General features: G+C 44.5%; 12 protein-coding genes, 1 tRNA gene and 1 rRNA gene. 12 read left to right on the forward strand and 2 right to left on the reverse strand.

The features are described 5' to 3' along the window. The first annotated feature begins 108 nt into the window (after positions 1 to 108). The 11 genes from rrf to C400_RS0112850 all read left to right on the forward strand — a co-directional run bounded on the left by rrf (position 109) and on the right by C400_RS0112850 (position 8,988). Positions 109 to 225: ribosomal RNA gene (rrf, locus tag C400_RS0112800) — 5S ribosomal RNA — on the forward strand. 302 nt (positions 226 to 527) lie between these two features. Continuing rightward, complete coding sequence (guaB, locus tag C400_RS0112805; protein ID WP_017427215.1) at positions 528 to 1,985, forward strand: IMP dehydrogenase; 1,458 nt, start codon at positions 528 to 530, stop codon at positions 1,983 to 1,985. A gap of 331 nt (positions 1,986 to 2,316) precedes the next feature. Continuing rightward, positions 2,317 to 3,705: a D-alanyl-D-alanine carboxypeptidase family protein gene (locus tag C400_RS0112810; RefSeq protein ID WP_017427216.1), complete on the forward strand. Its 1,389-nt coding sequence runs from the start codon at positions 2,317 to 2,319 to the stop codon at positions 3,703 to 3,705. A gap of 131 nt (positions 3,706 to 3,836) precedes the next feature. Beyond that, a complete protein-coding gene (gene pdxS, locus C400_RS0112815; protein WP_013368723.1) occupies positions 3,837 to 4,718 on the forward strand; it encodes a pyridoxal 5'-phosphate synthase lyase subunit PdxS in 882 nt (293 codons plus the stop codon). Between the two features lie 16 nt (positions 4,719 to 4,734). Continuing rightward, the gene (pdxT, locus tag C400_RS0112820; protein WP_017427217.1) at positions 4,735 to 5,301 is read left to right on the forward strand and encodes a pyridoxal 5'-phosphate synthase glutaminase subunit PdxT; all 567 of its coding nucleotides are present in this window, start codon (positions 4,735 to 4,737) and stop codon (positions 5,299 to 5,301) included. A 36-nt stretch (positions 5,302 to 5,337) separates the two neighbouring features. Continuing rightward, positions 5,338 to 6,621, forward strand: coding sequence for a serine--tRNA ligase (gene serS, locus C400_RS0112825; protein ID WP_017427218.1), 1,284 nt, complete (start codon positions 5,338 to 5,340; stop codon positions 6,619 to 6,621). A gap of 90 nt (positions 6,622 to 6,711) precedes the next feature. After that, positions 6,712 to 6,800 (forward strand) — tRNA-Ser (locus C400_RS0112830). A 145-nt stretch (positions 6,801 to 6,945) separates the two neighbouring features. Beyond that, on the forward strand, positions 6,946 to 7,287 hold the full coding sequence (locus tag C400_RS0112835; RefSeq protein ID WP_017427219.1) for a hypothetical protein: 342 nt from the start codon (positions 6,946 to 6,948) through the stop codon (positions 7,285 to 7,287). A gap of 27 nt (positions 7,288 to 7,314) precedes the next feature. Next, complete coding sequence (locus C400_RS27810; RefSeq protein WP_017427220.1) at positions 7,315 to 7,485, forward strand: hypothetical protein; 171 nt, start codon at positions 7,315 to 7,317, stop codon at positions 7,483 to 7,485. A 72-nt stretch (positions 7,486 to 7,557) separates the two neighbouring features. Next, positions 7,558 to 7,713, forward strand: coding sequence for a small acid-soluble spore protein P (locus C400_RS0112845; RefSeq protein WP_017427221.1), 156 nt, complete (start codon positions 7,558 to 7,560; stop codon positions 7,711 to 7,713). Positions 7,714 to 7,911: 198 nt separating this feature from the next. Then, positions 7,912 to 8,988 carry a hypothetical protein gene (locus tag C400_RS0112850; RefSeq protein ID WP_017427222.1) on the forward strand — a complete coding sequence of 359 codons (1,077 nt, stop codon included), beginning with the start codon at positions 7,912 to 7,914 and terminating at the stop codon, positions 8,986 to 8,988. A 123-nt stretch (positions 8,989 to 9,111) separates the two neighbouring features. Here the strand turns inward: C400_RS0112850 and C400_RS0112855 are convergent, their stop codons facing one another. Further along, positions 9,112 to 9,669 carry a GNAT family N-acetyltransferase gene (locus tag C400_RS0112855; RefSeq protein ID WP_017427223.1) on the reverse strand — a complete coding sequence of 186 codons (558 nt, stop codon included), beginning with the start codon at positions 9,667 to 9,669 and terminating at the stop codon, positions 9,112 to 9,114. Positions 9,670 to 9,729: 60 nt separating this feature from the next. Beyond that, a complete protein-coding gene (gene tadA / locus C400_RS0112860) occupies positions 9,730 to 10,230 on the reverse strand; it encodes a tRNA adenosine(34) deaminase TadA (protein ID WP_017427224.1) in 501 nt (166 codons plus the stop codon). A 328-nt stretch (positions 10,231 to 10,558) separates the two neighbouring features. Here tadA and C400_RS0112865 point away from each other — a divergent pair, with 328 nt between their 5' ends. Beyond that, a complete protein-coding gene (locus C400_RS0112865; protein WP_017427225.1) occupies positions 10,559 to 12,835 on the forward strand; it encodes a PAS domain S-box protein in 2,277 nt (758 codons plus the stop codon). Positions 12,836 to 12,862: the final 27 nt, after the last annotated feature.

A 12,862-nucleotide genomic window follows, 5' to 3' on the forward strand; every position in this document is an offset into this window, starting at 1 on the left:
CACCTTGAAGGTATGTAGAAGTACATACGACAAGCGTATGGCGATTCATTCACACAATCTGTGATGAACCGAATAACCTTACGGAAGAATTTGCGGAGCAAATTCATGTTTGGTGGCGATAGCGGAGGGGTTCCACACGTACCCATCCCGAACACGACCGTTAAGCCCTCCAGCGCCGATGGTACTTGGACCGCAGGGTCCTGGGAGAGTAGGACGTTGCCAAGCAAAAAGTAAAAAGGATCATGATCTTTTTGAGATCATGATCCTTTTTTGTATATAAGTGAATTTATTTATATTCTTACTCCTTTGGTACCTTTAAAGCCGTTTGTTTATATAGTTGTCCTTCGTAGGAGTACAGTTGTTTGTACAGGGAAATACTACGGGTTAGGGCTGTTGATGAAGGCTTGACACCCCTATACCGCTTTGCTAAGATTGCAATAATATATTTTCAGAGAGCCTTGATTTGTCCATGTCGGACAGACAACAAGACCAATACAGACTAAACATTTTGAAGGAGGATCATCTTGGTGTGGGAAGATAAATTCGGTAAGGAAGGCCTTACCTTTGACGATGTTTTGTTGGTACCTCGTAAGTCGGTGGTACTGCCCAAAGAAGTAAGCGTAGCAACTCGTTTGAGTGATAACGTGAAGCTGAACATTCCTTTAATGAGTGCTGGTATGGATACTGTTACTGAGGCAGTGCTAGCAATTGCGATGGCTCGTGAGGGCGGTATTGGTGTTATTCATAAAAATATGTCGATTGAGCAGCAAGCGGTAGAGGTAGATCGGGTTAAGCGCTCAGAGAGCGGTGTTATCACCAATCCATTCTCATTGACTCCAGATCATTTGGTGTCCGATGCTGAGGCAGTGATGGGTAAATATCGTATTTCCGGCGTGCCTGTTGTAAACGAAGAGAACAAACTGGTGGGTATTATTACTAACCGTGATCTTCGCTTTATTCACGACTTTGATCTTAAAATTAGTGAAGTCATGACGAAGGAAGAACTGGTAACTGCACCAGTAGGCACGACTTTACAGGAAGCGGAAGTCATTTTGCAAAAGCATAAAATTGAAAAGCTTCCACTGGTCGATGAAGGGAACTACCTCAAAGGTTTGATCACCATCAAAGATATTGAGAAAGCTATTCAATTTCCGAACGCAGCGAAGGATGCACAAGGGCGTCTTCTGGTCGGTGCGGCTGTCGGCATTTCCAAGGATACGTTTGAACGGACTGAAGCACTTGTAAAAGCTGGTGTGGATTTGATTGTTGTGGATTCCGCTCATGGCCATCATATTAACATTATTGAAGCAGTCCGCGAGTTGCGTAAAACATATCCTGATCTGACGATTGTAGCAGGTAATGTAGCTACAGGTGACGGAACGCGCGAATTGATTGAAGCAGGAGCATCGGTCGTTAAGGTCGGTATTGGTCCAGGCTCTATCTGTACAACACGCGTAATTGCAGGGATTGGTGTTCCACAAATAACAGCTATTTATGATTGTGCAACAGTAGCACGTGAATATAATATTCCGATTATTGCAGATGGCGGTATTAAATACTCTGGTGAAATTACAAAGGCCATTGCGGCAGGGGCCTCTGCAGTAATGCTGGGAAGTCTTTTTGCAGGTACGGAAGAAAGCCCAGGCGAGTCGGAAATTTATCAAGGACGTCGCTTCAAAGTATATCGTGGTATGGGCTCTATGGCTGCGATGAAGCAAGGTAGTAAAGATCGTTATTTCCAAGATGACGACAAGAAATTGGTACCAGAAGGTATTGAAGGACGCGTTGCTTATAAAGGGCCACTTTCCGACACTGTTCACCAGCTGTTGGGCGGTCTTCGCTCCGGTATGGGATATTGTGGTACTGCTAATATTGAGGAGCTTCGTAACGATACAAGCTTTATCCGTATTACAGGTGCAGGTCTGCGCGAAAGCCATCCGCATGATGTGCAGATTACGAAAGAAGCACCAAACTACTCTCTATAAAGTTCGGCTGTAATAGACTTGACGACAGGCAGAGCGCATTTCGCTCTGCCTGTCTTTTTTTAGAGATACCCCTGTGATAGAATAGACAAGTGTCCGCCTTCTCATGAGGTTATTGATGAATTAGGACGCTTAGGTATTTTGGACGATTCCTACCAGTTAGGAAGATTCGGGCACAGAATGCTCATGACAAGCTATATCTTAGGAAACGAAATGACACTAAATTGTATAATACTAAAACATTAATTCTTTGGCCAAGTAAAGGCTGTAACCACCGTCTCGTTATACATAGCATAGCGGTTCGGGTTGAGGTACGAGAGGAGTTTGTATTCATTTGAAAGCGAACAATTTTAAGAAAAATAATAAACGCAGCATGATTAAAAAGAGTGTGACTGCAGTCATGGTGCTTAATATGATGTATATGTCGGCCTTGCCTGTTGTAGGCAATTTCGATTCAAGCGTGGCTACTTTTGCTGCTGGAGCGGCAACAGAAGCAACGAATATCACGGGAACAGGTTCTATTAACCCCCCTAGTCTGGCACTTCGTTCAGCTATTTTGATTGAGCCTTCCACTGGGCAGGTTTTGCTCTCTATGAATCCAGATGAGCCGCTCCCGCCAGCCAGTATGACCAAAATGATGACAGAGTACATCGTAGCGGAGCAGGTTAAGCAAGGCAAACTTAAGTGGACGGATAAGGTTACAGTGAACGAGAATGCTTCTAAGAGTATCGGATCACGTATTTTTTTGGCTCAAGGGGATCAACATACGGTAGAAGAGCTTTATATTGCCATGGCAGTAGGTTCTGCCAATGATGCAACAGTAGCTCTTGCTGAACGCGTATCTGGAACCGAGCAGGATTTTGTGAAACTAATGAATGAAACAGCTCAGAAAATGGGTATGAAAAATACGTATTTTATCAACTCGACTGGCTTGGATCGCAAGGATATGCCTGCAGGGTTTCAACCGGACACAGACCGGGAAACTGTGATGACAGCGAGAGACGCAGCTACTCTAGCAGGTTACATCATTAAGGACCATCCAGATTATACACGGTTTACCACAATTCAATCGTACAAATTCCGTCCAACCGATAAAGCACCGATTATTAACTATAACTGGATGCTGGAAGCGAACAAAAATATTACTAACTTTAGAAAATTCGCTTATCCAGGTTTAGACGGAATGAAAACAGGTCATACGGCTAATGCTGGAAACTGTTTTACAGGTACGGCTGAACGTAATGGAATGCGTCTCATCAGTGTAGTTATGGGCGCTGACTCTGATGCACACCGTTTTACAGAGACGGCTAAAGTGCTGAACTATGGCTTTGATAACTTTGAAGTGAAGCAGGTTGTTGCTCCAAAAACGGTGGTTAAAGGTGTTGAGAATGTGCCTGTGACCAAAGGTACGGAAACAGAAGTGCCGATCGTCACAAAAGATGCAGTAAGTTTTATCGTGGCTAAGGGTGCGAGCAATCCTAAGGTAACCTTTACAACGAATATAACACCAGCAAGCTCTCTCGTGGCACCTTTGAAGCAAGGGGCAAAAGTCGGAACGATTACGTACACATACAAAACGGATGGCGTGGATAAAGGCCAGACGAAAACTGTTAATTTGGTTACAACTACAGCAGTAGAAGAGGGCGGTTGGTTCCGAATGCTTTTCCGGGCAATTGGTGATTTCTTCGGCGATTTGTTCCAGGGAATTAAAAATCTCTTCTAAAGATGAACGCTAACCGGTCTAACCTGTTCTGCATTACTTATTTTGCAACTTGAAATGATTGTGTATTTGGCGTTCGTACGGTAAAATCTTAAGTTAGAAATCTAAACGTAACCCTTACAGGAGGCAACGACATGGAAACGGGAACTTCGCGTGTAAAAAGAGGTATGGCAGAGATGCAAAAAGGCGGCGTAATCATGGATGTCATGAACGCTGAACAGGCTAAAATTGCTGAGGCAGCAGGCGCTACAGCCGTAATGGCTCTTGAACGAGTGCCTTCGGATATCCGTGCAGCGGGTGGGGTTGCTCGCATGGCTGACCCTACGATTGTGGAAGAGGTAATGAAGGTTGTTTCTATTCCTGTTATGGCTAAGGCTCGTATTGGTCACTTTGTTGAGGCAAAGGTACTGGAATCTCTAGGTGTTGACTACCTCGATGAGAGCGAAGTATTGACACCTGCGGATGAGGTATTCCATATCGATAAGCGGGAGTTCACCGTTCCATTTGTTTGTGGAGCCAAGGATCTAGGGGAAGCATTGCGTCGTATCGGTGAAGGCGCATCTATGATCCGTACAAAGGGTGAACCGGGAACTGGAAATATTGTTGAGGCTGTTCGTCACATGCGTTTTATCAATGGTCAAATTCGCAAGGTGCAAAACCTGTCGAAGGACGAGCTGTATGCAGAAGCGAAAAACCTCGGAGTTGCTTATGAGCTGCTGTTGGAAGTGCATGAGCTTGGTAAGCTTCCAGTGGTTAACTTCGCAGCGGGCGGTGTAGCAACACCTGCAGATGCTGCGTTGATGATGCATTTAGGCGCTGATGGTGTATTTGTAGGTTCTGGTATCTTCAAGTCGGATAGTCCTGAGAAATTTGCGCGGGCCATTGTGGAAGCGACCACTCATTATACGGATTACAAGCTGATTGCAGAAGTGTCCAAGAATTTGGGGACTCCTATGAAAGGCATTGAAATTTCCAAACTGGCATCGCATGAGCGCATGCAAGATCGTGGTTGGTAAGAAAGAAGGGACCGGCATGAAAATAGGTGTATTGTCGCTGCAAGGCGCTGTAGCTGAGCATATACGAAGTGTTGAACGTGCGGGTGCTGAAGGTATAGCAGTGAAGAAGATCGAACAGCTCGATGAGCTGTCCGGTCTTATCATTCCCGGTGGTGAAAGCACTACTATCGGTAAGCTAATGCGCAAGTATGATTTTATAGAGGCTATACGCCAATTTTCCAATCAAGGGAAGCCTGTATTTGGCACTTGCGCGGGATTGATTGTACTGGCCAAGACGATTCAAGGACAGGAAGAAGCACATTTGGGACTAATGGATATTACAGTATCGCGTAATGCCTTTGGTCGCCAACGAGAAAGCTTTGAAACTGACTTGAACATTAAAGGGATTGAGGAGCCGGTTCGTGCGGTGTTTATACGCGCGCCTTTAATACAATCTGTCGGAATGGGAGTAGATGTGCTATCTGAGTATAACGGCGAGATTGTAGCAGCCCGTCAGGGTCATCTGCTGGCTTCATCCTTCCATCCGGAATTAACAGACGATTACCGGTTACATCAGTATTTTGTGGATATGGTCCGCGGATAGCGGAAAGTCAGGTTTGTAGTGTAGGAGGGATCACCTGTGTTAGATATAAAGATTTTGCGTAATGAGCTTGGTCGGGTTGAGAAAGCTTTACAGAACAGAGGTAAATCTCTGGATCTGATTAATGGTTTTACAGATCTGGATGTAAGCCGTCGTGAGTTGCTTCAGGAAAGTGAAGGACTCAAAAATCGTCGGAATGTCGTATCTGGTGAAGTAGCCAAGTTGAAGAAGAATAAGGAAAATGCGGATGATCTTATTGCTGAAATGCGCCAGGTCTCCGATCGTATTAAAGAATTGGATGAGCAAGTGCGGGAACTGGAAGTTCAGATCGACGAACTGGTGATGTCGATTCCTAATATTCCTAATGAGACTGTGCCTGTAGGCGCTTCGGAAGAGGATAATGTGGAAATTCGCCGCTGGTCGGAGCCGCGCGAGTTTTCTTTTACACCCAAAGCGCATTGGGAGTTGGCTCAGGATCTAGATATTCTTGATTTTGAGGCTGCAGCTAAGGTGACGGGTTCTCGTTTTACGTTCTATAAGGGACTGGGAGCGCGATTGGAACGTGCGCTAATTAACTTTATGATGGATCTGCACAGCAGTGAGCATGGTTATGAAGAAATGCTACCTCCATACATTGTAAATCGGGACAGTCTGTACGGAACGGGTCAGCTTCCGAAGTTTGAAGAGGATTTGTTTAAACTGCGTGATACCGAGTATTATCTTATTCCTACGGCCGAAGTTCCGGTAACGAACTACCACCGTGAAGAGATTATGAATGCAGATCAGCTTCCTAAATATTATGTGGCATACAGCTCTTGCTTTCGCTCAGAGGCAGGATCAGCAGGGCGTGATACACGTGGCTTGATTCGTCAGCATCAATTCAATAAGGTGGAAATGCTCAAGCTGGTTCACCCAGATACCTCTTATGAAGAATTAGAGAAAATGACGAATAACGCTGAGCGTGTTTTGCAGCTGCTCGGACTTCCATATCGGGTGCTGGCACTTTGCACAGGAGATATGGGTTTTACGTCTGCCAAAACGTACGATCTGGAAGTATGGTTGCCGGAGAGCGGCATGTACCGTGAGATTTCTTCCTGTTCCAACACTGAAGACTTCCAAGCGCGTCGTGCAAACATCCGGTTTCGTCCAGATGCGAAGGCAAAGCCTGAATTTGTACATACACTGAACGGTTCAGGATTGGCTGTAGGACGGACTGTAGCTGCTATTTTGGAGAACTATCAGCAAGAGGACGGAAGCATTGTAATTCCTGAAGTGCTGCGTCCATACATGCGAGGCGTTGAGGTTATAACTCCTAAACAGTAAGCCTTGCATTCTTAAAAATTCTGTGGTAAAATAATTTTGTTGCGCCTGAGTTGTTTAATAGAGGGAAGCAGCTTTATCCATTTACCACCTGGAGAGGTACCGAAGCGGTCATAACGGGGCGGTCTTGAAAACCGTTAGAGTGCAAGCTCACATGGGTTCGAATCCCATCCTCTCCGCCATATTCTAAATAAAACCAAGCCATTCGAATCTGATAGCTGGTACATTAGGCTCTATATGCTAATGATCAGGAATCGTGAAGAATGGCTTTTTTGTTGTATAAAAAACCTGTTTTTTTCACACGTTATCAGATGTGGAGGTGCTGGCATGAATCGAGAAATGACAGTAGATCAGCAAAAGCTGGTAGAGGCCTGGCAGGAACAACTGCCGATTCTTTTGAATTCAGGGGATAAATCACAGGTACAGGCAGATGAAGCTGATAACCGGGCTATACGAATCCATATCGAGGTAGAAGGCCGACAAATGTACTCCTTTAACTTTGCATGTACGTATGTAGATTCTCGGGAGGTACAGGTTAGCTTAGTCGATGTAGAGCGTGACGGACGGTCTGTGGATGAACGAACAGATATCATTCAACAGCTGGTGTCCGATTATACGCGGCACATTCACCAATGCGCCCAAACATTACAGTCATTAACGCACTCGTAGTCATGAAGGAATGAGGAGGAAGGTTACATGACCAAGGCCAAAAACGGATTGGATAAAAACCTGTCCAACATTGTCGATGATTTGGAACAACGTCCAGTCAATAGTCATCAGGCACAGCAAGTGCAGCAGGATCGTAATGATCGTCGTCATCAGGATTCACTGAATCACGATAAAACGGAAGATCTGAACCATCTATAGTCCTATTTTAAATGGTAATAAACGGATTCGTTGATGTGCCAATAATTTAGACTGAGAATGGAGGATGCATAAATGGGCAAGCCTAGAGCTGTTCCTGTTCCTGAGGCACAGGAATCTGGTGGAAGTAACGAAAAGCGTGAGCGTAGTCATCAACAAGAGCCGTTATCCGGTTCCAAGAAGGTGAAACAGCGCAATCACGTGGATCACCATAACAGACAAGGTTCATAAGCAGTCAGACTTTTCTCCTAAAAATATTACGAAGTATAGTACACCCTGGTTAGAGAGCCAGGGTGTCTTTGTGCTTATTGCAAGGAAATTTTCCAATAAGTGTTTCGCCGTTTATGAATATGAGTTAAAATAGAGGGTGTGTATTTTTTTTGTTAGCATAAAAAAAGGGGTTAATTATGAGAGGAGAGAATCTACACAATGAGTAAAAAATTATCCGTCTTGGTCCTCACTATGGTGTTGCTAATGACGGTAGCGCTGGTAGGTTGTAGCAAGAAGTTAGAACCGAAGGAAGCTGTTACGACTGGTACAGCAAATGCGATGAAGTTGAATTCCTATGAATCCAAAAGTCAATTTACCGTTAAGGAACTGACAATTACCTCCGCTTCTGTGCCAGCTGAGCAAAGTGCAATGGTAACTAGCATGCTGAAAAATGCTGATATTACACTGGATGGCGTATACCAAAAGGAGCCTTTCCAATCTGAAATGACGCTTGGCATTCATTTGAAGGGTGATCTTTCTACTAGCTTTACGATTCCAATGGTAATGACTAAAGATAAATTGTACGTTAAAATTCCTAATATTCCATTTTACCCGCTTCCACAGGATGTTGTAGGTAAGTTCCTACTCATTGATCCACAAGAACTGGCTAAACAATCAGGACAAGAATTTAACCCTGCAACCATGGATCAGGAAAAATCTCAGAAATTTGCGAACGAAGTGATTGCTGCGATCATGGGCGAGTATGATCAAGCTACGTATTTCTTTGATATTGATCCTAAAGATGCTAAATTGCCACAAGGCGTTGAAGCTAAACAAGTGGTTCAGTTTAAAATCACGAACGATAACGTGAAGCAAGCGACCAATACATTTATCACTAAGGCGCTTCCTAAGGTCCTGGATATAATGTCTAAAGACGAATATGCTGGCATGCTTCAAGTGAAGAAGGAAGAACTGGCTGAAGCGAAAAAAGAACTGCAATCCAACACCAGCGAAGTTAGCAAAAAGCTGGATGAGTTGAAGAACTATTTGACAGTGAAACAGTTTGACATTAACACTGCTTTGAACAAGGATAACGTTCCTGTGTATCAAGATCTGAATGCGAACGTGGAAGTGAATGATCCTTCTACGAAAGATAATGTGAAGTTGTCTGTAACAGGCTATTCGCAATACAGCAAAATCAATGAAAAAGCATCATTTAAAGTGGGGATTCCAACAGCGGACCAAGTCCTCACTATCGAACAACTACAACAAAAAATGCAAACTGTATCTCCTTAAACAGAGGATGACAGGATTACAAACATCATTTCTTCGAATGTGATGTAAGAAAACCGCTCGGCATAGGCCGGGCGGTTTTTTTGTTCATGATTAAGTTGTCCTGTGTGCAGTTGTTCAGATTCGTCACACGTCATCTTCAGCTAGAATCCCGAACATCTGATGATCCTGCCATTCGCCCTGAATCTGTACCAGCTTGCGAGCAATACCTTCCGGTTGAAAGCCACACTTCTGTAATACACGTTGTGAGCGATCATTATGCAGAAGGGTACCTGCTTGGAGACGATGTAGAGATAAGGCGCGGAAGGCATACTGTATGATCAACTTTAAAGCGGCCGTCATATGTCCCTTACCCTGCTCATGTTGATCCATCATATAGCCGACGTCGGCGAATTGTCCAACTCCACGCACCAGATTGGAAATGGAGATGTAACCTATCAGCCGTTCTTGTTTTAAGAGAAAGATACCAAACAAGTACCCTCGATCTTCTTCCGCTTGACGCAATCTCTCACGGATGTAATCCTGTTGTTTCTTTAAAGTGAAAAATGAAGCCTCATACAGTGGCTCATAGGGCGCATGAGAGTCCCTATTTCGAAGTCTAAGGGCGAGAAGGGCTTCGCCATCCTCCAAGCTTAGGGGACGTAAAAAGATACCTTGAGGCGTATTATACAAGCTCATAGGCATAAGGTGATCTCCTTTCACGCGGAATTAGCAGTGAGATGAAGAGCTTTGGACTTTTCCTCCTCAGGATGGAGATGAAGGAGGAGACAATTTGGCAGCCGCTCTTTTTTGCCGGAGCTGCCGAAAAAAGTTTGTTAGCATGGAGGCACATTCCTCCTGAAGTACACCGCGGGTTACTTCTGTACAATGATTGAACCGAGGCTCCTGCAATAAATTCATTAGCGTGCCTGCACAACCCGCCTTGGGATCTGTGGTGCCGTATATTAGATGGGGGACGCGTGATTGCACAATGGCTCCAGCGCACATCGGACACGGCTCCAAAGTGACATACAGCCTGCAATCCAGCAGGCGCCAAGCGCCCAAATGCTCACTGGCCTGCCGGATGGCAACCATCTCTGCATGTGCAGTTGGGTCGGTGTCGGTCTCGCGCAAATTGTAGCCGCGACCGATGATTTCATTATCTTTTACAATGACAGCTCCGATGGGGACTTCACCCAACGCTTCTGCCTTGTACGCTTCCTGAATGGCTTCTCTCATCCAATAGGCGTGATCCATAATGGTCACTGGGAAAATGCTCCTTTCAAACGCGGAATTATCCAACGAACAAGTATTCCGTTGTTAACATGATGTGAATAAAATTGTGGATAACACCATAGTTGTCCACAGATTTATCCACAGTTTATAATAACATCTGTGTATTTGTGGACTATATGTGGATGATTATCTTAATACATTGTAGGTAAATGCTCGCCTATTGACAACATTGTTCACAGGGTGTGTATTTATGTATATCCGGTAAATGTAAATGCTGGTATCCCAGGCACTATTACGGTATCATTGAGTTAGCAATTGCCAGTAATCGCCAGCATACGGCAAGAGGTGAGAAATCAGTGTGTCGATAAAAATCAGAATAACGATCATTTTGTCGGGGTCGGTCCTGTTTATCCTATTGTTAAACATCGCACTCAATTACTACACGACCCACGAAAATCTAAGAAGTGACAGTGAAACCAAAATGGTTCTGACGGCTAAAATCATCGGAGGAGCTATCGAACAAACCCGACATAGCTGGGAGGCCGTTGACAAGCAGCTCGGATATAATCTGTGGCTTTCTGCTACGTTGGCTGCCAATCAGCTCGATCCCGATATTCGTAATATCCAGCAGGAACAGCTACAACAGATAGCTACACTCCACAGGGATATTAATATCTCTTTGATGATCCGAGATGGACAGGGATATAAGGTTGTCAAATCTTCGAATCCTAAAGAGTTAACGTCATCCGATCCATTAATGGGATATTGGAAAAATGCAGTTGACCAATTATATAAACATGGACAGGTGGCCATGGCGCATGGTCAGAACCTGGATCATTTTTGGACCAGTTCTTTTGATTACACAGATTCAGGTTCCTCACATATTAATAAATGGGGATTTTATTATGATCAAAAACGTAACTACTTAATTCGAATATCCTTCCAGGATACTTCAGTCCAGGATTTTATACCTATCCTGAGCCCAGCTGAGATTGTGAAGCAGACTCAGCAAGTGGATTATCGCATTTTGGAGATAACAGGAATCAACCCTGCAACCTTTGGTGGCGCTACGATGGACAAGAACGGTAACGATCGAAAACACTACTACATGTACAACGAACCGATCCAATTCGGCACGTATCAACTAACGAGAGTGCCAGAGGATCGTTTGGCCGTGTCCAGGGCGATTCTTTCGGGAGAGAGTATCGTACAAGATTGTTATATTAAAGGCGAACGGGTGCTTGTCAGCTACATACCTTTTTATCCGACAAACCGTGATTCCTATGTCATTCGTATTGTCATGAATTATGATACAATCGCTTCTGTTATATCCAAGCAATTAATCAGTTTAGTTGCTATTTCCATTGTTCTATTGGAGGTTGTGATCATTGGAAGCTATGTGCTCGCCAGCCTATTTGTCCGTCCGATTCAGTCGATATTGGGAAAAGTGAACGAGATGGCTGACGGCCATTTTGATACACGGCTAGAAATTAAGGGCGGCCATGAGCTTGCACAGCTGGGTGAGCGCATTAATGCGATGGCCTACAACTTGGGGATGTATACGAGAAGACTTGAACAAATGTATGAAGAAAACCGTTCTGTAAAGGAGCATCTAGAATCGGTTATTAATCAGACGGCAGATGCGATTCATGTAACCGATCAGGAGGATCGTGTTGTTCGGGTCAACCATGCCTTCGAAGCTTTGTACGGATGGACCAAGAAAGAATTGGTTGGCCGTAAGCTGGAGTTTGTGCCTCCGCAGCAACAGGAGGATTATGAATTTCAGAAGGAGAGCCTGCTTCAGGGAGAAAGCATCGTATCAAGCGAGACCCTACGAATGCGTAAGGATGGAAGTACAGTAGAGATTAGTATGAGTACTTCACCTATTCTGGATGAACAAGGCGAAATCTTAGGCTTTATCTGTGTCTCGCGTGATATCACAGGGCGTAACCGGATGGAGGAACTGCTACGTAGATCAGAGAAGCTGACAACCGTAGGACAACTGGCGGCAGGCGTAGCGCATGAGATTCGTAATCCATTAACCACGCTACGTGGCTTCCTACAACTACAGCAGCAAAATCAAGTGTTGAATATGAAACACAACGATATTATGATGTCTGAGCTGGATCGCATCAATTTGATCGTTAGCGAGTTTTTAATATTGGCAAAGCCACAGGCAGTACATTTTCAGAAAAAAGATGTTCGTTATATTGTGAGTGATGTTATTTCTTTGCTAGATAGCCAGGCGCATCTGTTGGGTATTGTATTCAACCTTCAGGTTACGGACGAGCCTGCCTTGGTATATGCTGAAGAAAATCAGTTAAAACAGGTATTCATTAATTTACTTAAAAATAGCATGGAGGCTATGAGTAAAGGCGGCATCATCACAATTCATTTGTTCTTAGAGGGAGAAAGCGTTAAAATCTTCATACGGGACCAGGGTACGGGTATTCCTGCAGAAATGCTATCCAAGCTGGGAGAACCTTTTTTCACAAACAAAGAAACAGGTACAGGACTAGGGCTTATGGTCAGCCAGCGTATTATACAGAGCCATAAAGGCACACTGGATATTGAAAGCATAGAGGGAGAGGGAACAACCGCCCTCGTGCAGCTTCCGATTGCCAAGCCCGAGTAACGGGCTGGGGGCAGGAGGAAGTGTGTT

Origin of the sequence: Paenibacillus sp. ICGEB2008 (assembly GCF_000307675.1) — a bacterium.
In the GTDB taxonomy this organism is placed as follows: Bacteria; Bacillota; Bacilli; order Paenibacillales; family Paenibacillaceae; genus Paenibacillus; species Paenibacillus polymyxa.

Excerpts from the sequence above, each read along its gene's own strand:
- C400_RS0112850 (WP_017427222.1), top strand. The coding sequence starts at position 7,912 with ATGAGTAAAAAATTATCCGTCTTGGTCCTCACTATGGTGTTGCTAATG.
- C400_RS0112845 (WP_017427221.1), top strand. The coding sequence starts at position 7,558 with ATGGGCAAGCCTAGAGCTGTTCCTGTTCCTGAGGCACAGGAATCTGGT.
- C400_RS0112835 (WP_017427219.1), top strand. The coding sequence starts at position 6,946 with ATGAATCGAGAAATGACAGTAGATCAGCAAAAGCTGGTAGAGGCCTGG.
- pdxT (WP_017427217.1), top strand. The coding sequence starts at position 4,735 with ATGAAAATAGGTGTATTGTCGCTGCAAGGCGCTGTAGCTGAGCATATA.
- pdxS (WP_013368723.1), top strand. The coding sequence starts at position 3,837 with ATGGAAACGGGAACTTCGCGTGTAAAAAGAGGTATGGCAGAGATGCAA.
- C400_RS0112855 (WP_017427223.1), bottom strand. The coding sequence starts at position 9,669 with ATGCCTATGAGCTTGTATAATACGCCTCAAGGTATCTTTTTACGTCCC.
- C400_RS27810 (WP_017427220.1), top strand. The coding sequence starts at position 7,315 with ATGACCAAGGCCAAAAACGGATTGGATAAAAACCTGTCCAACATTGTC.